We start from the raw sequence: 21,007 nt of genomic DNA on the forward strand, positions 1-21,007 counted from the left end.
ACAATGGGCCCGAGTTGGTCTTCATCAACGGGCTGAACCACATCGGAGGTACGCAGCTGGCATTACGCACCGCCGAGGCAGAGATATTCTTCGACGTGGGGCTGGCACAGACCGAGCAAGCGGCGCTCTTCAACGCCCAGGTGCCGCCCGGCGTGAGAGGACAACCCCTCGCCGACTACCTGCGCTCAGCGATGGCCCCGTTGGTCGACGGGCTATATCGAGCGGATGCCCTGGGGCAACCCTTAGCGGATCTGATCGATCCGCTGCGAGATAAAGCTAAGTTCCTAGAGCATGCGCCCTATTTTCCGCAACGGGGTAACGCTCGCGCTGTATTCGTTAGTCACCTGCACTCCGACCACGCCGGGCTCTTGCCTTACCTCAGCGAGGACCAGCCGGTGCACCTGAGTGAGGTGAGCCACAAACTGCAAGGGGCCCTAGAACGCTCCGGACTGGTACAACCGACAATTGCAGCCCTGACCGGACACCCGGATGGGCGCCGCGTAAATGTGGGTGACATCGAGTTAACCTTAATTGACACCGATCATGACACCCCTGGTGCGATGGGATTTATTGCTGAGACCGATGCGGGAACGGTGGCATACACGGGCGACTGGCGGTACCACGGGCTAAATCCCCAGAAAATGGATGCCTTCGCGGAGCTTTGCTACGCCCGCTCAGTCGACGTACTGGTCACCGAAGCGTCAACGGCGGTGCCAGCCGGCGCAGCGCGCTGGCCCTGGGGCGGAGGTATTCCCGCCGAAGCGGTGGGCCACACCATAAGCGCGGTACCGCTGAACGAGCATGACGCCTGCGATGCACTTTACGGTGCTATCACGGCTGCTCCGGGTCTCGTTTTTTTCTGCTTTCATCAACAACAGCTCGAGCGCGCAGCCGCGCTGGGCGCTGCGCTGGAAGCGTCCGACCGCCGCGTCGTGGTCGAAGCGCGAACTGCTGCGTTTTGGTTGGAGGCCATACGTGGTGGGTTACTCGACATCCACCCATCCCGAGTGCTCGCGTTCGAAGAGTCCCCGCTAGCCAAAGGGGATGAGCCGGACCGCTCTTTCCCTATTACTTACGTGACTCTGGCGCAGATTCGGGCGGATCGCGATTCGTACGTATGTCAGCTCAGCACAGCGACATATGCGGCGATGCTGGAAGTTGGAATGGGTCCATCGGACCTGATCATTCACGCCAACGGCCATCCGCTCGGTTCCCAGTACCCGGGGTGGATAGCGCTGACCAACTGGGTTCGTCAACTGGGTGTGCCGTTCCTGGTCATAGACGCGCACGGTCACGCCACTCCGGACGCGTTGCGACGCTTCGTGGCTGCTACCGGCGCACCGATGGTCATTCCGGTGCACTCTGACCATCCACAATTTGCGTCAGTGCCCGCTGGCGCGATGTACTTGCCCAGCCGCTGGGAATCCGTCCGACTGAATCCAACGAGACTGCGGAGCATAAAATGACCCTGAAACAAGACGATGCCGTTGCGACGCAGCAGGCGTCGGCCCTCCTCGTTCACTTAGTCGAATCACATCTGGCTGGTGAGGTGCAGACCAGCGTCGCGAACACGAAGCTGAAGATGAGCCGACTTTTAGCGGGCAACCCTGCGTGCACGTTTGGTCTAAACGACTGGCAGACGGCAACGGAGGCGGACGTGGCGGACGCGATCATGCTCACCTCCGGGGCGAGCCTGAATGTAGATGACGAGACTCGTGGGTATATTGACCCGATCATCACGCTGGTAGGTATCGACCGTTATGCGGGACTGCTCTCTCCGTATCTACGCACGGGGGGCGCGAACGTACTCATCGCTACCGGACATCCGACCGGTCTTCTGGAGCACTACATTGACCTTGGACGCGCCCTGCAGGTCGCCGGCAACAGACTGCTCAGCGCCCACGATGACGGGCCGACCATTACAGCCCCAACCGACTCCGAAAGTGCACGCACCGTGCGTTTCGTCGGTTCGGTCGGTTGCGTCTATGACGGTCTTTCCCTGGTGCACTCTCACCTGGCCGACTATATGGAGGTCATGCTGAATGAGCTCGAACAGGATGGGGAGCGGATCGACCTAGTCATCGCCGACCACGGTATGGCCGGAGCCGCGATCGCTCGAGGTATACCAACCTTGTCGATCGCTGATGTCAATGATCCGGCGCTGCCGCTAGCGTACGCACGCGGCAGCCACGACGGCGTCTTCGTTATTGATGACAACTTGGCACCCGCGCTCTTTCGCCCAGTGACCCGGTACATTCTTCAGCGGGCGACCGAGTGATGGCAGACAGTCGGCAGCTTCGGACGAGCGCCGCAGCACAGTCCCTGGTGCCGCTGAGTTCACCGACACTCCCGTGCCGTAAACTTGGAGGCTATGGCACATCTTCTCGGGGCTGAGTCCCTGCACCTCGAATTTCCCACCCGCGTCATCTTTGACAGCGTCACCGCCGGCCTCAACGAAGGCGACCGCATCGGTGTCGTCGGCAAGAATGGCGATGGCAAGTCCACCCTCATGCGCCTCTTGGCCGGCCGGATGGAGCCCGACGAGGGCCGCGTCACCCGTCGTCGCGGTGTCACCATCGGCATGCTCGACCAGTCCGACGACCTCGCCTCCGGCCAGACCGTCGGCCACACCATCGTCGGCGGCATCGAGGAACACGTCTGGGCTGGCGACGCCAAGGTGCGCGACGTCATCGGCGGACTCGTTCGCGACATTCCCTGGGACGCCCTCGTTGACGACCTCTCCGGTGGCCAGCGTCGCCGGGTGGCCCTGGCCGCGGTGCTCATCGGCGACTACGACGTGATCTTTCTCGACGAGCCCACCAACCACCTCGACGTGGAGGGCATCTCCTGGCTCGCCGGTCACCTCAAGACCCGCTGGGCTACTCAGAGCGGCGGGCTCGTGGTCGTCACCCACGACCGGTGGTTCCTCGACGAGGTCTGCAACATCACCTGGGAAGTGCACGACCGCCTGATCGAACCCTTCGAGGGAGGCTACGCCGCCTACATTCTGCAGCGCGTCGAGCGTGACCGCATGAGTAGCGTGGTCGAATCCAAGCGGCAGAACCTCATGAAAAAGGAGCTGGCTTGGCTGCGCCGCGGCGCTCCGGCCCGCACCGCAAAGCCCAAATTTCGCATCGATGCCGCCAACGTGCTGATCGAAAACGAGCCGCCGCCCCGCGACACCGTCTCGATGCAGTCGATGGCCATGCAGCGCCTCGGCAAGGACGTCGTCGACCTCATCGACATCGGCGTGAAGTTCGGCGACAAGACCGTGCTGAACGACATCACCTGGCGCATCGCGCCGGGGGAGCGCACCGGCATCATGGGCGTCAACGGTGCCGGCAAGTCCACCCTGCTGAACCTGGTCGCCGGCACCTTGCAGCCAACGACCGGTACCGTGAAGCGCGGCAAGACCATCAAGGTCGCCGTACTCACCCAGCAGCTGTTCGAACTCGACGAGATTCGCAACGACCGCGTGAGCGACGTCATCGGTCGTCAGAAGACGAGCTACATGGCCGGCGGCAAGGAGATCACGCCCGGCCAGATGCTCGAACGCATGGGTTTTTTGAGCGCCCAGCTCACCACCCAGGTCAAGGACCTCTCCGGTGGTCAGAAGCGGCGCCTGCAGCTGCTGCTGATCGTGCTCGACGAGCCCAACGTGCTCATTCTCGACGAGCCCACTAACGACCTCGACACCGACATGCTCGCCGCCATGGAAGATCTGCTCGACTCCTTCCCGGGCACCCTGCTCGTCGTCTCGCACGACCGGTACCTCATTGAGCGCGTCACCGACAACCAGTACGCGGTCATGGACGGCGGCTTTCGTCACCTTCCTGGCGGCGTCGACCAGTACCTCGAGGTGCGCCGCAAGGCCGTTGCCGGCCCGGCAGCTGGCTCGCCAACGGATGCGTCCGGCACGACCAAGAAGATTCCCACCCTGGGCGGGGCCGAACTGCGCAACGCCCAGAAGGAGCTCGGTTCAATCGACCGCAAGGTGGTCAAGCTGCAGGAGCGTATCGCCCTCAAACACGAGAAGCTGGCCGCGCACGATCAGTCCGATTTTGCCGGTCTGGGCGCGCTCGGGGTGAAGTTGACCGAACTTGAAGAGACCATCGCAGCGCTCGAAACGCGGTGGGTCGAACTTACCGAGCTGATCGAGGGCTAGCTTCGCAGAAGCTGTGACGCAGTGTGTCGAAACGGCCCACGCGTCGCAGCTTCGGCACGTATCGTTAAGGGGTGCCTGCGCAGCCGCGGTACATCGCCCCACGTGGGCACATCCCCTCCCCCTGACCGGTGGGTTTCATGTGCCCGCGAACAGTCGGAACGATGCGTTATTTCGTTTGCTGGGGCATCCGCTGCAGGCAATACCCATGCCATGTGACACTGAAATCGTCTGAAGGAATCATCGTGAAGAAGACTGCCACCATCAAGAGCGTGCTCGCCGCACTCGCCGTCGTACCGCTCGTCGCCCTGTTGGCCGGCTGCGCGGGCGCCTCCGAAGGGCCGGCTGCCGGCACCGACGGCGACGCCATCAAGATCGGCGTCGTCGGAGCGAGCGACCCGTACTGGGCGGTGTACACCGAGGCCGCCGCGGCCGAGGGCATTGAGATCGAGATTGTCGACTTTGCGCAGTATCCGCAGGTGAACCCGGCCCTCGCCGCTGGCGAGATCGACATTAATCAGTTTCAGCACATCGTCTACCTCGCCGAGTACAACGAGGCGAGCAACGAGAACCTCGCCCCGATCGGTGCCACGGCGATCTACCCGATCGGCCTGTACTCGACCCAGTACAGCAGCGTTGACGACATCGTGAAGGGTGACACCGTCGCTGTGCCCGACGACGACAGCAACCAGGCTCGCGCGCTCGTCGTGCTGCAGTCCAACGGGCTAATCGTCCTGAAAGACGGCGGCTCGATTTTCTCCGGCCTCGACGACATTGACGAGGAGGCCTCGAAGGTCAAGGTCAAGGCCCTCGAAGCATCGCTCACGGTGGCCTCGCTGCCCGACGTCGCCGCCGCGGTCATCAACAACGACTTCGCCGAGAAGGGTGGACTCAAGTTCGAGGACGCCATCGCCACCGACGACGCCACCGACCCGCAGGCGCTGCCCTACATTAACATCTTCGTCACGCGTGACGAAGACAAGAACAACGAGACGTTCCTGAAGCTCGTCGAGATCTACCAGAACACCCAGGACGTGCAGGACGGCGTGATGGCTGTCTCCGGTGACACCGCCCAGATGGTCACCACTTCGGCGGCTGACCTAGCCGAGTCGCTCGCGACGGTTCAGGCCGATATCAAGGCCACCCAGTAAACATCCGCTAGCGGTGTAGCGCAGTCCGGGGAGCACGAGACCCGGACTGCGCTGTTGTGTTCAGCGGTACAAGCATGAAATGAGCGAGGCAAACGGATGGCTGTAGTCAGTCTGCGAAATGTGGGCAAGGTGTACCCGCCTCAGACCAAAGATGGCGCGAGCGTCACGGCGATCGACGATGTCAGCCTCGACGTTGAGGCCGGCGATATTTACGGCATCATCGGCTATTCCGGTGCGGGCAAGAGCACCCTGGTGCGACTCGTCAACGCGCTGGAACACTCCACTTCCGGCGAGATCTGGGTGAACGGTCAGAACATCGCCGCGCTGCGGGAGCGCGAGCTGCGCCAGGTGCGCCTCGGTATCGGCATGATCTTTCAACAGTTCAATCTGCTCGGTTCCCGTACGGTGGCCCGCAACGTTGCTTACCCGCTTGAAGTAGCTGGGCATCCCAAGGTAGAGCGCGCCGCCCGCGTGGCCGAATTGCTCGACTTTGTCGGCCTCGCCGACAAGGCCGGGTCCTTTCCTGACCAGCTTTCCGGTGGCCAGAAGCAGCGGGTGGGCATCGCCCGCGCCCTCGCCACGCAGCCGAGCATTCTGCTGGCCGACGAGGCCACGAGTGCCCTCGACCCGGAAACCACGCACGAGGTGCTCGCGCTGCTCAAGCGCGTGAACGCGGAATTCGGGGTCACGATTATCGTGATCACCCATGAAATGGATGTCATCCAAACGATTGCGACCAAGGTCGCCGTAATGGACCAGGGTCGGGTGATCGAGCGCGGACCGGTCTTTGACGTGTTTTCGAATCCGCAGGCAGCGGCATCCGCTCGATTCGTCTCGACGGTGGTTAAGGGGGTGCCATCGCCCGACGAACTTGCCGTGCTGCGCGCGCGGCACGCTGGACGCATCGTCACCCTCGCTTTTCGCGACAACGCGGTTGACCAGACGGCCGTCTTTGGCGAACTATCGCGGGCCGGCGTGGCGTTTGAGGTCGTTTACGGTGGCATCAATGAGATTCAGGGGCGCCCGTTCGGGCATCTGACCCTCGCCCTCACCGGAGCTGACCCCGTGATCGACACCGTGCTCGCCCATATTCGAACGCTCACGACTGTCACGGAGGTGCGCTGATATGGATGCCCTGATCGATCTGCTGCCCGAACTGTGGACGGCCACCTACGAGACGCTGTACATCGTCGCGCTCACCCTGTTTTTTGGCGGCATCGGCGGGGTGCTGCTCGGTCTCGGACTCTATCTCACCCGAGCCGGCAGCATCCTCGAGAACAAGCCGTTCTTTTTTGTGCTCAACCTGCTGGTGAACTTCGTTCGCCCGATTCCGTTCATTATCTTTCTGGCCGCAGCGCAACCACTTGCCCGGGCTGTCACCGGCAGTGGTATCGGCAATAACGCGATCATCTTCACCATCGCACTCGCGGCATCCTTCGCCATGGCCCGCATCGTGGAGCAGAACCTGCTCACGGTGACGCCCGGCGTGATCGACGCGGCGCGAAGTGTGGGTGCCGGGCCGATTCGCATCATCTTCACGGTATTGCTGCCCGAAGCGCTCGGACCGCTGATCCTCGGCTACACGTTCATCTTCGTCGCGCTCGTGGACATGTCGGCGGTCGCCGGCTACGTCGGTGGCGGGGGCCTCGGAAGCTTCGCCCTGCTCTACGGCTACCGGCAGTACAACCCTGTCGTGACCTGGGCCGCTGTGCTGCTGATTATCGTGCTGGTTCAGCTCGTGCAGTTCCTCGGAAACTACCTCGCCCGCAAGGCGCTCCGCCGCTAGGTTGAGCCGCTAGTCGAAGTCGAGGCTCAGCTTGCGCAGCAGACCGGCCAGGCGCTCCTGGTCGGTCAGCGAGAGGGTCGCGAGCAGGTCGGCCTCGGCGTCGACCAGCCGGGTGATGGCGGCATCCACTCGGCTGAGCCCGGCGGGCGTCATGCCCACCAGGATGCCACGGCCGTCGTTCGGTGCAGAGCGGCGCTTAACGAGCCCCCGGTCGACGAGGCCATCAATGCGGTTGGTCATGGTGCCGCTCGAGACGAGTGTCTGCTGCAGCAGAGCCTTCGGGCTGAGCTCATAGGGTGTGCCGGCCCGGCGAAGGGCCGAGAGCACGTCGAACTCCCAGTAGGCGAGCTCGGAGCGAGAGAAGGCGGTGCGGCGGGCCCGGTCGAGGTGCTTCGACAGTCGGGCAACCCGGCTGAGCACTTGCAGCGGCGCGAAGTCGAGATCTGGGCGTTCACGCAGCCACGAATCGACGATTCGGTCGACTTCATCATGGCCAGGCATTGCTCCATTATCCCGCTTATCGGGGGGTTTCTTCGCCGTAAGCGGCGTTCGCAGCACTCGAGTGTGCATGCTGGCCGCTGGAATCTGGCAGACTTGACTGGTTGCTGGCCTCGGCCAGCATGGTCCGCCATAGTGTAACGGCAGCACGGCAACCTTTGGAGTTGTTCGGTCCAGGTTCGAATCCTGGTGGCGGAGCCCCTCACTTTCTCTACGTGTTAGGAATCCTGTGACAGACGCCCGCCTCGCCATCATCGTGTTGGCCGCTGGCCAGGGCACCCGCATGAAGTCCAGCCTGCCGAAGCTGCTGCATCCGCTCGCCGGAGTGCCCATCGTCAGCCACGTGCTGGCCACCGCGCGCGCCCTCGAAGCCGCGCACGTCATTACCGTCGTGCGGCACGAACGCGACCTGCTGGCCGCTGTCGTCGCGCAGGACCTGCCGGAGGGCACCATTGTCGACCAGGACGAGATTCCCGGCACCGGTCGGGCTGTCGAGCAGGCCGTCGCCGCGCTGCCGGCGTCCTGGGACGGTGACGTGCTCATCATCAACGGCGACGTGCCGCTGCTGAACGCCGCGACCCTCGCCTCGTTCATCGCTTCCCACCGCACCGGTGCCGCCGCCGGCACAGTACTCTCCGCGTACCCCGACGACGCCACCGGCTACGGCCGCATCATCCGCTCGGTGGAGGGTGCTTTTGACCGCATCGTCGAGCAGAAAGATGCGACGGATGCCGAATTGGCCGTTACCGAGATCAACGCCGGTGTGTACCTGTTCGCACTTGGCGCGCTGCGCGAGCAGCTGGCCGAGCTCACCACCGAAAACGCGCAGGGCGAGAAATACCTCACCGATGTGATCGAACTGCTGCGCCGGGCCGGCTCCGAGGTGAGCGCCGTTCCCGTCGCCGATGCCTGGATCGTGGCTGGCATCAATGACCGCGCCCAGCTCGGTGACACCGCCCAGAAGCTCAACGCACTCATCGTGCGCGGCTGGCAACTCTCCGGTGTGACCGTGCAAGACCCGGCCACGACCTGGATTGACCTGAAAGCCGTGCTCGAACCCGACGTGACCCTGCTGCCGGGCACTCAGATCGAGGGCGCCACCGTCGTGGCGACCGGCGCCATCGTCGGCCCGGACACCACCCTGCGCGACTGCGAGATCGGCGAAGGCGCTCGCGTCAATCGCACCGACGCGACGCTCGCGGTGATCGCGGCCGGGGCATCCGTCGGGCCGTTCTCGTACCTGCGCCCGAACACCGTGCTCGGTGAAGACGGCAAGATCGGTGCCTTCGTTGAGACCAAGAATGCCCAGATTGGAGCCGGCAGCAAGGTGCCGCACCTGAGCTACGTGGGCGATGCCACGGTCGGCGTCGGGTCGAACATCGGAGCCGGAACGATCTTCGCGAACTATGACGGCGTGGCCAAACATCACTCGGCGATCGGGTCGCACGTGCGCACCGGGTCGCACAACGTGTTCGTCGCTCCGATTACAATTGGTGACGGGGCGTATACGGGGGCTGGCACGGTCGTTCGCAAGAGCGTTCCGGCCGGTGCACTGGCCATTAACGTGGCCCCGCAACGCAATATGGACGGCTGGGTCGAGACCAACCGTGCAGGCACTGCGGCAGCCGAAGCTGCCGCAGCGAGCAGCACCACACAGACTGGAGAATAAGTGTCGGAAATCAAGACCAGCGGCGACAAACGACTAGTACTGGTTTCGGGGCGAGCGCACCCGCAGCTCGCACTCGACATCGCCACGGAGCTTGGTTCTGAGCTGCTCCACACCGACGCACGCACCTTCGCCAACGGCGAGCTGTATGCCCGGTTCGACGAGAGCGTGCGCGGCTCGGATGCCTTCGTCATTCAGTCGCACACCGCCCCGATCAACGAGTGGCTGATGGAACAGCTCATCATGGTGGACGCGCTCAAGCGGGCATCCGCCAAGCGCATCACCGTGGTCGCCCCGTTCTATCCGTACGCCCGGCAAGACAAAAAGGGTCGCGGTCGTGAGCCGATCTCGGCCCGACTGGTCGCGGACCTGTTCAAGGTGGCCGGCGCCGATCGCATCATGTCAATCGACCTGCACGCCGCCCAGATTCAGGGATTCTTCGACGGCCCCGTCGACCACCTGTTCGCCATGCCGGTGTTGCTCGATCACTTCCGCGAGAAGCTCGACCCTGCCACTCTGACGGTCGTCTCGCCTGACATGGGCCGCGTGCGCGTCGCCGACATCTGGAGCGACCGCCTCGGCGTTCCGCTCGCGATCATCCACAAGCGTCGCGATCCGCTCGTGCCCAATCAAGTCTCGGTGCACGAGATCGTCGGCCAGGTTCAGGGTCGTGTCTGCCTGATTGTTGACGACATGATCGACACCGGTCGCACGATCGCCCTGGCCGCTGAGGCCCTGCGCGAGGCTGGCGCCATCGGCGTCGTCGTCGCGGCCACTCACGCCGTGTTTAGTGATCCGGCCGTTGAGATGTTACAGAACCCGGCCATCAGCGCCGTTGTTGTCACCGACACGCTGCCGATTCCGCCGGAAAAGCGCTTCCCGACGCTGACGGTGCTGCCGATCGCGCCGCTGCTCGCGCGTGCCATCCACGAGGTCTTTGACGAGGGTTCGGTCACCTCGATGTTCGACGGCGCCGCGTAGCATCTGCATGGCTAATTTCTGGAGGCGGTGGCTGCGGCCACCGCCTCCAGTTTGTTAACCACGCCAAACGGATGCTCCCGCTCCCGTTCGTGCCCCGCTGGGGGCATCCGTTTCACGAGGCGCGGGAGGTGCGCCGCTACGTGGGAGGCCCAACTCCCGCGCACTGGCGCAGATCCCGCGCGACGTGGTGCGCGGGAGTTCCGGGCAGTACCGAACTCCCGCGCACTGGCGCAGATCCCGCGCAGTGCAGCTAAGTTCGGGTTGCTGGGGCGAGCTGGCGCGGTGCGGCGGGAATGATTCCGAGCGGCGTGACGAAGGTGTCGCGCTCGTTCTGGTCGATCGCGTAACACTGCCAGCCGAACCCGCCCGGTCCGGTCAGGTCGAAGCGGGCGTCGTAGTCGACGGCTAATGGATAGTACTGGGCCACGGTCGTCACGCAGGCGTTGTTCGCGGTGTTGGTGGCGACCCGCATGGTGGTGAGTACACCGGGCACAACCAAAGCAATGAGCCCAAGCACGACAGTGACCCGCAATATAGAGGTGAAGTGCTTCCCGCGCAGGGGACGGTAGTTGTCGTTCGGCTCGTAGCCGGAGAGCTCGGGGTGGTTGTCAGTCATGGGAGGCTTATTATTCCAGACCAGGGTGTGAGACGACCCGGTAAAACGAAGCGGCCGGCAGCATCCGCTTAAACAAGCGGATGCTGCCGGCCGGCGGGGTTGGTGCTGTTAGTGAGTCGATGCCTCGGTGACGATCTCGCTGCGGTCGCCCGACCACAGCGTGTGGAAGGTTCCTGGCATGTCGACGCGGTGGTAAGTGTGCGCTCCGAAGAAGTCGCGCTGACCCTGAACCAGAGCGGCCGGCAGGCGCTCACTCGCGAGCGAGTCGAAGTAGCTCAGGCTCGAACCAAAGCCGGGAACCGGGATGCCCGACAGCGCGGCGGTCGAGACTACTCGGCGCCACGCGGCTTCACCGGCGGCGATGGCCTCGGCGAAGTACGGGTCGACGAGCAGGCTCGGGATCGACGGGTTGTTGTTGTATGCATCGACGATGCGGTTGAGGAACTGGGCACGAATGATGCAGCCGCCGCGCCAGATTGTGGCGATGGCGCCCTTGTCAATGTTCCAATCGTACTTTGTCGCTCCGGCGATGATTGCGTCGAAACCCTGCGCGTAGGCAATGATCTTCGAGGCGTAGAGCGCTTGGCGCACGTCTTCCTGGAAGGTGTCGTCGACGGCAGCAATCTCGGGGCGAGCGCCGAGGATGGCGCGCACCGGTCCGCGCTGCTCCGGGTGGCTGGAAACGGCGCGGGCAAAGACGGCTTCGGCGATTCCGCCGACGGGAACGCCTAGGTCGAGGGAGTTCTGTACGGTCCAGACGCCGGTTCCCTTGGAGCCAGCCTCGTCGAGCACGACGTCGATGAACGGTGCACCGGTCTTCGCGTCAACCTGGCGCAGAATCTCGGAGGTGATTTCGATGAGGTAGCTGTTGAGCTCACCGGTGTTCCAGTCGGTGAAGATGTCGGCGATGGCCTCGGGGGAGTGCCCGCCGACCTTGCGGAGCAGGTCGTAGGCTTCAGCGATGAGCTGCATGTCGGCGTATTCAATGCCGTTGTGCACCATCTTGACGAAGTGGCCGGCGCCGTCGGTGCCGATGTGGGTGACGCAGGGCACACCGTCGACGACGGCTGCAATGGATTCGAGGATCGGGCCGAGGGTCTTGTAGGCCTCGACCGAACCGCCGGGCATGATGCTCGGACCGTTGAGGGCGCCCTCTTCGCCACCGGAGATGCCGGCGCCGACGAAGTTGATTTCCTTGGCGCTCTGTTCCTTTTCGCGACGGATGGTGTCGGTGAATTCGGCATTACCGCCATCGACGATAATATCTCCGGGCTCGAACAGCTCGGAGAGCTGCGAGATAACGGCGTCGGTTCCGCGGCCAGCCTGCACCATAATGATGGCGGTGCGCGGCTTGGTGAGCGAAGCGACGAAATCGGCGATGTTCTCGGAAGCGACGAAGTTCGCCTCGGGGTGTTCGGTCGTGAGCAGACGGGTGCGTTCAGGGGAGCGGTTGTACACCGCGACCGTGTTCCCTGTGCGGCCAGCGAGGTTGCGGGCGAGATTCGAACCCATCACCGCCAGACCGACGACACCAATATTTGCCTGCGCTGCGCGGGAATCTGACACGTTTTTTCTCCTTTGGGGCTGTGTTGAACAGACCATCTGCAAGTTTACCTCACGAGGATGAACAGACCCACCGGTGGGGGACGAACACGATTTCACTGAAGCAGACATAAATGCTAGCGTTTTCATTGTAATCAGATTTATTACGCCCTTGTCGCGTGGTGATTCGATGCGAAGAAGCAGCGGCCGACCGGAGCGGAGCACCATGCCAGATACCTTTTCTACGCCCATAGTCGTGATGGGCGTCCAGGGCTGTGGCAAATCGACTGTCGGTCAGGGTTTAGCGGATGCCCGCGGCCTGCGTTTTCTCGATGGCGACGACCTGCACAGCGCGGCGGCTCGCGCCAAGATGGCGTCCGGGCATCCGCTCACCGACAAAGACCGCCTGCCGTGGCTCACTCGCATCGCGGAAACCATAGCGGAGGCCCTGGAGCAGGGCGAACCCCTCGTCGTGGCGTGCTCAGCCCTCAAGCGCAGCTACCGAGACCTGTTGCGCCAATTCGTGCCGACCCTCGTCTTCGCCGAGCTGTACGGCAGCCAGGAACTCATCGCCGAGCGGCTCACCCACCGCAACCACGAGTATATGCCGCCTACCCTACTCGACTCGCAATTCGCGACGCTCGAACCGCTCGCAGCTGACGAAGCTGGCACGCGGGTCGACCTCATCCATACCCCCGACGAACTGGTCGGATTGTTACAGAAAGAGATAGTTCGCTGATGACCGATCTTGAATTGAACTGGGTGTTGTCGACACCCGCGCTGCTCGGCGTTGCTGCCGGCTCCATCGCGCTGCTACTCGTTTTGATCATGAAGTTCAAGGTGCACGCCTTTCTCTCCCTGATCATGGTGAGCATGCTGACGGCCGTTGCCACCGGAATCCCCACGTCCAGCCTCATTCCCACCCTGCTCGACGGATTCGGTGGCACGCTGGCCAGCGTTGCGCTACTGGTCGGCCTCGGCGCGATGCTCGGGCGCATGCTGGAAACCAGCGGTGGAGCCAAGGTGCTGACGGATGCCCTGATCAACCGGTTTGGCGAGAAACGTGCACCATTCGCCCTGGCGGTCGCCTCCCTGATGCTCGGCTTCCCCATCTTCTTCGACGCCGGCCTGGTCGTCATGTTGCCGATCATCTTTGCGGTAGCCCGCCGCCTCGGCGGATCATTCCTCGCCTATGGTTTCCCGTCCGCCGTGGCCTTCTCGGTCATGCACATCTTCGTGCCGCCGCACCCGGGGCCGGTCGCCGCCACCGGGTTGCTTGGAGCGGATGTCGGCCTCGTTTTGATCTTCGGCCTGATCGTTGCCCTGCCCACCTGGTTTGTCGTCGGGCATCTGTTTGGTCGTTACGTCGGCCGCAAGTACAACATTCCCGTACCCTCCATTCTGAGTGGCAAGAGCGAAAACTTCGCCGAGTTCGAGTCGACTCCCAAGGTCGGTATCGTCCTGACACTGCTGCTGCTTCCAATTGGCCTGATCTTTCTCAACACCGGTCTCAACATGGCCGCTTCGGCGGGGCTGGTCTCGCTCGACGACGCTTGGGTGCAAATTCTGCGCGCTTTCGGTGAGACCCCCGTCGCGCTGCTGATCACGGTGCTCCTCGGCATGATTCTGCTCGGCTGGCAGAAGCGCAAGTCATCCGGTCTGATCGAAGCTGTCGTCGACAGCGCGCTCGGCCCAGTGTCTGCGGTCATTCTCATCACTGGTGCCGGTGGAATGTTTGGCGGGGTGTTGCGGGCTAGCGGCATCGGCGACGCCATTGCCGAGTCCCTCGATGCCATCGGGCTGCCGGTGATCGTGGCCGGCTTTGTGATCGCCGCCATCGTTCGCATCGCCCAAGGGTCAGCGACCGTGGCACTCACCACGTCCGCAGCGCTCTTGCAACCCGTCGTCATGAGCAACACCACGTTCAACCCGGTGGAGCTGGCCGCGATCGTGCTCGCGCTCGCCGCCGGGTCGGTTTTCGCCGGCCACGTGAACGACTCAGGCTTCTGGCTGATCAGCCGGTTCTTTGAGATGGACACCAAGACCACCCTGAAGACCTGGACCGTCGGTCAGGCCCTGGTCGGTGTGGTCGGATTCATCATCGCTCTGGCGATCTACCTCGTCGCCACCCTCTTCTAATGTCTGTGAGTCACTTCGCTCCGACCACCCCGTTCAGTATCGAAGGCCGGGTGGCGCTCGTCACCGGGTCCAGCCGCGGCATCGGACGGGCAATCGCGGAGGGACTCGCCGCTGCCGGCGCCCTTGTCGTGCTCAACGGCGTCAACAGTGAGCGCCTTGCGGCGACCCATGCCGAGTTTGCCGAGCGTTTCGGCGCCGAGCGGGTATTCTCCCGCGCCTTCGACGTGACGGATGCCGTGGCCGTCTCAACGGGGATCGATTGGGTTGAGCAGACCGTCGGTCCGCTCCGCATCCTCGTGAACAACGCCGGGGTGCAGCACCGGGTGCCGCTGCTCGACCTGGAACTTGCCGACTGGGAACGGGTCATGACGACCAACCTTACAAGCGCGTTCCTCGTTGGCCGGGCAGTGGCCCGCCACATGATTCCGCGCGGCACCGGCAAGATCATCAACGTCGCCTCCGTGCAGACCGACCTTGCCCGACCGACCATCGCGCCGTACACCGTCTCCAAGGGTGGGCTACGCAACCTGACCCGGGCGATGACGGCGGAGTGGGCCGAGCACGGCCTGCAGATAAACGCCATCGCGCCCGGGTACATCCACACGGCAATGACCCAGAAACTCGTCGACGACGAGACCTTCAACCAATGGATTCTCGGCCGCACCCCTGCCCATCGCTGGGGAACCGTGGCCGACCTGGTCGGCCCTGCCCTGTGGCTGGCCGGCGACGGCTCCAACTTTGTCAACGGACAGGTCGTCTTCATTGACGGCGGTATGACCGTCGTCGTCTGAACCTGTGAGCCGCTGAGCCGCTGAGACCAAATCACCCCGCATCCGGAAGGCCCCGTGAATACTCCAACCGATACCGTCATCCCCACGCACAGCCTCGCCGTCGTCGCCCACGCGGCGGGTGATCTGCGCGTGGACACCGTTCCCGTTGCGGTGCCAACACGCTCGGAAGTCCTCGTAGCGGTCGCTTACGGCGGTATCTGTGGCTCCGACCTGCACTACTGGCAGCATGGCGCCGCCGGCGAGTCGGTGCTGCGGGCGCCGATGCGGCTTGGCCACGAAGTCGTGGGCACGGTCATCACGGCCGCCGCTGACGGCACCGGGCCGGCAGCGGGAACCCGGGTTGCCGTGCACCCGGCGACCCCAGGAGCAGGCGACGGCAGCCCGTTCCCGGCCGACCGCCCCAACCTCTCGCCGGGATGCACCTATCTCGGCAGCGCGGCACGATTTCCGCACACCGAAGGGGCATTTGGTAGCCACGTAGCCCTGCCAGCGCGCATGCTGCGGGCGCTACCGGACGGACTGTCCCTCCGCGTCGCTGCCCTCGTCGAACCGGCGAGCGTCGCGTGGCATGCCGTCTCCCGTGGTGGCACCGTTGCCGGCCGCCGCGTGCTCGTCATTGGAGCCGGACCGATCGGATCCCTCATTATCGCGGTACTGAAGCGCGCTGGCGCCGTCGAGATTATCGCCGTCGACATCCATGAGCGTCCGCTCGAGGCCGCTCTAGAGCTCGGCGCCACCCAGGTGCTCCGGGCGACGGATGCTGCGGCCATCGCATCCGTGAACGCCGACGTGGTCTTCGAATCGTCCGGTAGCGCCCGCGGGCTCGCCTCGGCCGTGCACGGAGCGCGCAGAGGCGGGCGGGTCGTGATGGTCGGCTTGCTGCCTTCGGGCGAGCAGCCCGCACTGATCAGCCTCGCCATCACCCGCGAACTCGAACTCGTCGGCTCCTTCCGCTTCAATGATGAGATCGATGACGTGATGGATGCACTGGCCGACGGTTCGCTACGGGTAGGCCCAGTGGTCACCCACGAGTTCGCCGCGGCAGACGCTCTCGAGGCGTTCGCGGTAGGCCGCGACGCGGCCGTCAGCGGCAAGGTGCTGCTGCGCTTCTAACGCACAGATAAACGTCGGCTCGTGTCTTGTGTCGTAAGTCCGGACGGGATTGCCATGTTTGAAGAGAAATACAGCGAAGACACCCACGCTCAGATCACTGACCTGGACGGCCTGCTTTCGGTCTAGTCTTGCGACCGATTGCGGTGCGGCTGAAGCGCAGTACTCGGGTGACGCAGATGACGAATGCTTCGGCCTGGGTATCATCCGTCATATGGAGTCAGAGTAAGTCGGCGTGGTGGGCCGCGGCCACGTTGGGGTGGGCGCGTAAGCGGTAGCGCAGGGCGTTGTCACCGTAGGTCGTCTCGAGAATGGGACTGTTGGTGGGGTCGGCAGAGAGCCCGCGGGCCTCGCGAGAGAGGCTCTCGTCGAGCTGTAGCCGCGGCATCACAGTGTCGAGTGCGGGGTTGAAGAAGAACGGTACGGAAATGCGGTCGGACCCGTCTTGAGGGGAGAAGACGCGGTGCAGGGTGGCTTTGAGGTAGCCATCCGTTGCAAGTTCTAGCATTTCGCCGATGTTCACGACGAAGGCGTCGTCGAGCGGGGGAGCGTCGATCCACTCGCCCTCGTGCTCGACTTGCAGGCCATCTTTGCCCGGTTCGACGAGCAGGAGTGTGAGAACTCCACCGTCGCGGTGCTCGCCCACGCCCTGAGCGCGCACTGGCTGGCCGGGATAGCGCACGATCTTAGTCAAGAGGAACGGGTTCTGGGCGAAAGCGGCGTCGAAGACGTTCTCGGGGCTGCCGAGGGCGAGTGCCCAGGCGCGGAGCAAACGAAGCGCGATGCGGCTCAGTTCGTCGTTCCAGCGCAGGGCGACGGCTTTGAGCTCGGGCAGGGACTCCGGCCAGAGGTTTGGGCCCTCGAGGCGCCAATAATCGGAAGTACCGTCGGCGAGGGGTACAGGCTCGCGGTCTACCCCGATGTCGATTTGCTCACGCCAGTCAACGGCGTTGGCGGTGAGCTCACCTCCGACGCGGGTATAACCGCGAAACTGCGGGCTGTGGATGTTTTCCAGCATGAGTTTCTGCTCGTCCGGCAAGTCGAAGAATTTGCGGGAGACGGCGAGGAGCTCCTTCGTGAGCTGCGGGTCGACGCCGTGGCCGGTCAGGTAGAAGAACCCGACCTCGTGGGTGACGCGCAGGAGTTCGGCGCGGAATGCCGCAGCTTCGGCATCGCCAGCGTCGAGTTGAGAGAAATCGAGGATCGGAAGTGAAAGCACCATGGTTCAAGTTTGACACCGAGCAGGCCACGCGGCGAATTGTGACGACTCCGAGCCTGAGACCGGGATACGAATGAGCTGACATTCGCTTGGATGTGCGGGGTGGCACCTCTCACAGGCTTGTGAATTAGTCAAATATGCGACGCAAAGGTTTCTGGCGCGTGGCGTTCGGTAATGATCGTTCGCAAGACACTCTGAGACTTCCTCGCCGTCCTCGCCACCGAACACGCACACGCAGGGTCAATGAGCGCGCAACCGCCGTCACACCCGACACGCTCGCAGCGGCGAGAAACTCCACCCAAATCACCAAGGCCCTCGGCGTCTCAGGAATGACGATCCACCGTCACCTCAACCCTGAGCGCCAACCACCGTTCCACTACTGGCGAGACCCCGACTTCGACACTTGATTAGTGGGGTAGATGATTCACATGCTGAGGCTCTCGGGCGAGCATGAACGCTGTGTTCCAGACCCGGTTACGTTCGTCGATGGTGGTCTCGGCGCGCTCGGCCAACGAATATGGACGGGTTTCGCGGATAGCCAGCGTTGGTCCGCGGCGGTTTCGTGCGCAAGCCTGGGGGTGAGCCTGTCGAGATTTCGATCAACGGGGATGGGCGGATTTTGCAGGCGGCCGGCCACGGTCTGTGGCGGTCGACAAGCGCTGCCAGCGGGGAGGAGAGGATTGCGCAGGCACGCTGCGTTGGTCTGCGGGGCTCGGCGAGCTCGATCCAACGAGACGCGGCTGTTTTCGCAGGCGGGCAACGGGGTACAACGTCGACAACGGACTCCCGACGCAGGACAGGAGAACTCTAAGAATTTCGCCGCGTAAACTGACTAACCCCGCATGGTCAGGGCTATGGGGCTATGGGGCTATGGGGCTATGGGGCTATGGGGCTACGGCGACAGCAAGCCCGGGTAACAAATGCTTCCGCAAGCTAGACCGCAGACTCGCAGGGCATGTGCTGGCTGGCAATCTCACTTGCGAGTGCGGCCGTCGCCGCAACTATCGGCGGGGGAGTAGGAATAATTTAGGCGTGGCCCAGTGGTTTTGCTCTCTGGCTCGATGTACAAGCGAAAATCTCGGACTTGGCCGATAGTTTGCCTAGTCGGTGGCCGCGAAGAACATGCGGGGCGTGTCGGCCCACGACGCTTCCACCTCGGCAATGGTGCGGCGCATTATAAGTTCCATCGATTCACGCGCGCGAAGCGGATGGCCGCCCTGGATGGCGTCGGCTACGTCGACGTGCCATTGCAGCGCGGTCTCGTGCGGGTGGGCTGGCATGAGGCCGAGGCCGGTGCGGCCGGAAAGTACGGCGGCGATCACCTCGTCGAGCTTGGCGAACATTTCATTGCCCGAACCATGCAGTACCAGCCGGTGAAAGTGGATGTCGAGGGCCAGAAAGCGATCGAGGTCGCCCGAGCGCCCAACGGTGCGCATCTGCGCGGCCACGCTCATGAGTTCGCCCGACATCTGCTGGGGGCAGTGCGCAGCGGCGAGCTCGGCGGCCATCGGCTCAACGGATGCCCGCAACTCGGACAGCGACCGCAGCTGCGCGCCCCGATCCGGCCCGGCCAGGCGCCAGCGAATGAGTACCGGATCAAAGGCATTCCACCCCGATTGCGGTCGCACTCGGATGCCGATCCGTTTGACCGATTCGACCAGTCCCATCGCGGCGAGCACGCGCACGGCTTCGCGCACGACCGATCGGCTGACGCCCTGTGACCGCTCAATATGTTCGGACAGCATGACAGTTCCGGCCGGCGTGCGACCGTCAACTATTGGAGTGCCTACAGCGTCGACCACGCGATTGTGCAGGCTGAATGGCATGCTCCGACACTAACGGACTGGAGCGGTACAGCTGCCCTGAACGACACGCCGGGCTCGCTGGCGCTGCCCAAACTGTGTAAGCTGAATAATTGAACTTCGGCGAGGGATCTGCCGGTCTGAATCAGGACCGACGGCATCCGTTATCGACGCGGCGAAAAGGCCTTGGGCTTTTCCTCACGCTGACATGCGTTCGAGTTGAATCAACATCCCACCTTCGGACCTTGGCCCGAAAACCCACATCTGGGTCTTATACCCGCTAGGAGAAACACCATGGCTACTAAAAAAGAAGTAAATGCCGTCGTCGCTGAACTGCGCGAAAACTTTGGCAAGGGTGCGGCCCGCAAGCTGCGCGTGCTCGGCCTGATCCCGGCCGTCATCTACGGCCACGGCACCGAGCCGGTGCACGTGTCGCTGCCCTCGCACCGCATCGGCCTGCTGCTGCGTCGTAAGAACATGATCCTCGAACTCGACATTGCCGGCGCCAAGCAGCTCGTGCTGGTCAAGGACGTGCAGAAGGACCCGGTCAAGGCCATCATCGAGCACATCGACCTCATCGTCGTGCGCAAGGGTGAAAAGGTTCAGGTTGAGGTTCCCGTGCACATGACCGGCGAATCGTTCCCCGGCACCATCGCCGACTTCGACACCAAGGCGCTTCTGCTTGAGGTTGAAGCCACCGACATTCCCGAGAACCTCGTATTGTCGATCGAGGGCCTCGAAGATGGCGCTCAGGTGCACGCCAAGGATGTCGCGCTGCCCGCCGGCGCAGCACTCGTCTCTGACCCCGATACCCTCGTCGTCTACGTTCACACGCCGCGTGGCGAGGACGAGTCCGACGAGACCGAGGTCATTACGGCTGGTACCCCGGCCGCAACGCCCGCCGCGTAGTAGCCATCGTCAACTGGTTCCCGTTCACACGGAGGATTCCCCTGGACGCGAACCAGTGGCTCGTAGTCGGGCTCGGCAACCCCGGGCCCGACTACGCCGGCAACCGCCACAACGTCGGACAGATGGTGACGGGCGAGGTGGCCGACCGGCTCACCTCAAATTTCAAGCGCCACAAAACGGCTGCCCTGGTCGCCGAGGGTCGGCTCTCACCCGGCGGCCCCAAACTGGTGTCGGCCAAACCGACCACGTTCATGAACGTCTCCGGCAGCCCGGTCGCCGCCCTGCTGCGCTTCTACTCGCTGCCCATCACCCGGCTCATCGTCGTGCACGATGACCTCGACCTGCCCTTCGACACCCTCAAGATCAAGGTCGGCGGCGGTCACGGCGGGCACAACGGCCTGCGTGACATCATCGCCGCCACCGGCAGCAATGAGTTCATTCGCATTCGGATGGGCATCGGCCGGCCGCCCGGCCGCCAGAATGCGGCCGACTTCGTGCTGCACGACTTCGCAACCGCCGAGCGTAGCATTCTGCCCAATCTAATAGCGGATGCCGCCGATGCGATCGAGATGATCGCCAGCGACGGCGTCGTCGCGGCCCAGCAGAAGTTCCACTCGCCGTCATAGGTAGACTCG

General features: G+C 63.6%; 19 protein-coding genes and 1 tRNA gene. 15 read left to right on the forward strand and 5 right to left on the reverse strand.

Annotation, left to right across the window (positions count from 1 at the left end; genetic code table 11):
• Positions 1–14: 14 nt before the first annotated feature.
• The 6 genes from CXY75_RS11325 to CXY75_RS11350 all read left to right on the forward strand — a co-directional run bounded on the left by CXY75_RS11325 (position 15) and on the right by CXY75_RS11350 (position 7,099).
• A complete protein-coding gene (locus CXY75_RS11325) occupies positions 15–1,466 on the forward strand; it encodes an MBL fold metallo-hydrolase (RefSeq protein ID WP_158251188.1) in 1,452 nt (483 codons plus the stop codon).
• Complete coding sequence (locus tag CXY75_RS11330; protein ID WP_104082925.1) at positions 1,463–2,278, forward strand: phosphatase; 816 nt, start codon at positions 1,463–1,465, stop codon at positions 2,276–2,278. Before CXY75_RS11325 ends, CXY75_RS11330 begins: the two co-directional genes overlap by 4 nt.
• Positions 2,279–2,371: 93 nt before the next feature.
• A complete protein-coding gene (locus tag CXY75_RS11335; RefSeq protein WP_104082926.1) occupies positions 2,372–4,165 on the forward strand; it encodes an ABC-F family ATP-binding cassette domain-containing protein in 1,794 nt (597 codons plus the stop codon).
• 242 nt (positions 4,166–4,407) lie between these two features.
• Complete coding sequence (locus tag CXY75_RS11340) at positions 4,408–5,313, forward strand: MetQ/NlpA family ABC transporter substrate-binding protein (RefSeq protein ID WP_233201851.1); 906 nt, start codon at positions 4,408–4,410, stop codon at positions 5,311–5,313.
• 96 nt (positions 5,314–5,409) lie between these two features.
• Positions 5,410–6,438, forward strand: a complete 1,029-nt coding sequence (locus CXY75_RS11345; protein WP_104082928.1) for a methionine ABC transporter ATP-binding protein — start codon at positions 5,410–5,412, stop codon at positions 6,436–6,438.
• Position 6,439: 1 nt separating this feature from the next.
• Entirely contained in the window at positions 6,440–7,099 is a 660-nt protein-coding gene (locus CXY75_RS11350; RefSeq protein ID WP_104082929.1) for a methionine ABC transporter permease, read from the forward strand.
• A 9-nt stretch (positions 7,100–7,108) separates the two neighbouring features.
• Here the strand turns inward: CXY75_RS11350 and CXY75_RS11355 are convergent, their stop codons facing one another.
• The gene (locus tag CXY75_RS11355; RefSeq protein WP_104082930.1) at positions 7,109–7,600 is read right to left on the reverse strand and encodes a MarR family winged helix-turn-helix transcriptional regulator; all 492 of its coding nucleotides are present in this window, start codon (positions 7,598–7,600) and stop codon (positions 7,109–7,111) included.
• A 123-nt stretch (positions 7,601–7,723) separates the two neighbouring features.
• Here CXY75_RS11355 and CXY75_RS11360 point away from each other — a divergent pair.
• From CXY75_RS11360 to CXY75_RS11370, 3 genes are all read left to right on the forward strand, one after another.
• Positions 7,724–7,795 (forward strand) — tRNA-Gln (locus CXY75_RS11360).
• Between the two features lie 31 nt (positions 7,796–7,826).
• A complete protein-coding gene (gene glmU / locus CXY75_RS11365) occupies positions 7,827–9,266 on the forward strand; it encodes a bifunctional UDP-N-acetylglucosamine diphosphorylase/glucosamine-1-phosphate N-acetyltransferase GlmU (protein WP_104082931.1) in 1,440 nt (479 codons plus the stop codon).
• A complete protein-coding gene (locus CXY75_RS11370; RefSeq protein ID WP_104082932.1) occupies positions 9,267–10,244 on the forward strand; it encodes a ribose-phosphate diphosphokinase in 978 nt (325 codons plus the stop codon). It begins immediately after the preceding gene.
• Between the two features lie 250 nt (positions 10,245–10,494).
• Here the strand turns inward: CXY75_RS11370 and CXY75_RS11375 are convergent, their stop codons facing one another.
• Entirely contained in the window at positions 10,495–10,860 is a 366-nt protein-coding gene (locus tag CXY75_RS11375) for a hypothetical protein (protein WP_104082933.1), read from the reverse strand.
• A gap of 108 nt (positions 10,861–10,968) precedes the next feature.
• Positions 10,969–12,426: an NADP-dependent phosphogluconate dehydrogenase gene (gndA, locus tag CXY75_RS11380; RefSeq protein WP_104082934.1), complete on the reverse strand. Its 1,458-nt coding sequence runs from the start codon at positions 12,424–12,426 to the stop codon at positions 10,969–10,971.
• 202 nt (positions 12,427–12,628) lie between these two features.
• On the opposite strand from gndA, the gene CXY75_RS11385 reads away from it, so the two are divergent.
• From CXY75_RS11385 to CXY75_RS11400, 4 genes are read left to right on the forward strand one after another with little or no spacing between them, the layout of a single operon-like run.
• Positions 12,629–13,141 carry a gluconokinase gene (locus CXY75_RS11385; protein WP_233201852.1) on the forward strand — a complete coding sequence of 171 codons (513 nt, stop codon included), beginning with the start codon at positions 12,629–12,631 and terminating at the stop codon, positions 13,139–13,141.
• Positions 13,141–14,541: a GntP family permease gene (locus CXY75_RS11390; protein ID WP_199182437.1), complete on the forward strand. Its 1,401-nt coding sequence runs from the start codon at positions 13,141–13,143 to the stop codon at positions 14,539–14,541. Before CXY75_RS11385 ends, CXY75_RS11390 begins: the two co-directional genes overlap by 1 nt.
• Positions 14,541–15,332 carry an SDR family oxidoreductase gene (locus tag CXY75_RS11395; protein WP_104082936.1) on the forward strand — a complete coding sequence of 264 codons (792 nt, stop codon included), beginning with the start codon at positions 14,541–14,543 and terminating at the stop codon, positions 15,330–15,332. Before CXY75_RS11390 ends, CXY75_RS11395 begins: the two co-directional genes overlap by 1 nt.
• Positions 15,333–15,386: 54 nt before the next feature.
• Positions 15,387–16,445, forward strand: coding sequence for an L-idonate 5-dehydrogenase (locus tag CXY75_RS11400; protein ID WP_104082937.1), 1,059 nt, complete (start codon positions 15,387–15,389; stop codon positions 16,443–16,445).
• Positions 16,446–16,662: 217 nt separating this feature from the next.
• Here the strand turns inward: CXY75_RS11400 and CXY75_RS11405 are convergent, their stop codons facing one another.
• Positions 16,663–17,664 carry an isopenicillin N synthase family oxygenase gene (locus CXY75_RS11405; RefSeq protein WP_104082938.1) on the reverse strand — a complete coding sequence of 334 codons (1,002 nt, stop codon included), beginning with the start codon at positions 17,662–17,664 and terminating at the stop codon, positions 16,663–16,665.
• 1,097 nt (positions 17,665–18,761) lie between these two features.
• Positions 18,762–19,487, reverse strand: coding sequence for a FadR/GntR family transcriptional regulator (locus CXY75_RS11410; RefSeq protein ID WP_104082939.1), 726 nt, complete (start codon positions 19,485–19,487; stop codon positions 18,762–18,764).
• 270 nt (positions 19,488–19,757) lie between these two features.
• On the opposite strand from CXY75_RS11410, the gene CXY75_RS11415 reads away from it, so the two are divergent.
• Together CXY75_RS11415 and pth are read left to right on the forward strand one after the other, a co-directional pair.
• Entirely contained in the window at positions 19,758–20,372 is a 615-nt protein-coding gene (locus tag CXY75_RS11415) for a 50S ribosomal protein L25/general stress protein Ctc (RefSeq protein ID WP_104082940.1), read from the forward strand.
• Positions 20,373–20,413: 41 nt separating this feature from the next.
• Complete coding sequence (pth, locus tag CXY75_RS11420; protein ID WP_104082941.1) at positions 20,414–20,998, forward strand: aminoacyl-tRNA hydrolase; 585 nt, start codon at positions 20,414–20,416, stop codon at positions 20,996–20,998.
• Positions 20,999–21,007: the final 9 nt, after the last annotated feature.

This window comes from Cryobacterium sp. Y11 (assembly GCF_002929535.1).
In the GTDB taxonomy this organism is placed as follows: Bacteria; Actinomycetota; Actinomycetes; order Actinomycetales; family Microbacteriaceae; genus Cryobacterium.

Excerpts from the sequence above, each read along its gene's own strand:
- CXY75_RS11330 (WP_104082925.1), top strand. The coding sequence starts at position 1,463 with ATGACCCTGAAACAAGACGATGCCGTTGCGACGCAGCAGGCGTCGGCC.
- CXY75_RS11335 (WP_104082926.1), top strand. The coding sequence starts at position 2,372 with ATGGCACATCTTCTCGGGGCTGAGTCCCTGCACCTCGAATTTCCCACC.
- CXY75_RS11345 (WP_104082928.1), top strand. The coding sequence starts at position 5,410 with ATGGCTGTAGTCAGTCTGCGAAATGTGGGCAAGGTGTACCCGCCTCAG.
- CXY75_RS11350 (WP_104082929.1), top strand. The coding sequence starts at position 6,440 with ATGGATGCCCTGATCGATCTGCTGCCCGAACTGTGGACGGCCACCTAC.
- CXY75_RS11355 (WP_104082930.1), bottom strand. The coding sequence starts at position 7,600 with ATGCCTGGCCATGATGAAGTCGACCGAATCGTCGATTCGTGGCTGCGT.
- CXY75_RS11375 (WP_104082933.1), bottom strand. The coding sequence starts at position 10,860 with ATGACTGACAACCACCCCGAGCTCTCCGGCTACGAGCCGAACGACAAC.
- CXY75_RS11385 (WP_233201852.1), top strand. The coding sequence starts at position 12,629 with ATGCCAGATACCTTTTCTACGCCCATAGTCGTGATGGGCGTCCAGGGC.
- CXY75_RS11390 (WP_199182437.1), top strand. The coding sequence starts at position 13,141 with ATGACCGATCTTGAATTGAACTGGGTGTTGTCGACACCCGCGCTGCTC.
- CXY75_RS11395 (WP_104082936.1), top strand. The coding sequence starts at position 14,541 with ATGTCTGTGAGTCACTTCGCTCCGACCACCCCGTTCAGTATCGAAGGC.
- CXY75_RS11405 (WP_104082938.1), bottom strand. The coding sequence starts at position 17,664 with ATGGTGCTTTCACTTCCGATCCTCGATTTCTCTCAACTCGACGCTGGC.
- CXY75_RS11410 (WP_104082939.1), bottom strand. The coding sequence starts at position 19,487 with ATGCCATTCAGCCTGCACAATCGCGTGGTCGACGCTGTAGGCACTCCA.
- CXY75_RS11415 (WP_104082940.1), top strand. The coding sequence starts at position 19,758 with ATGGCTACTAAAAAAGAAGTAAATGCCGTCGTCGCTGAACTGCGCGAA.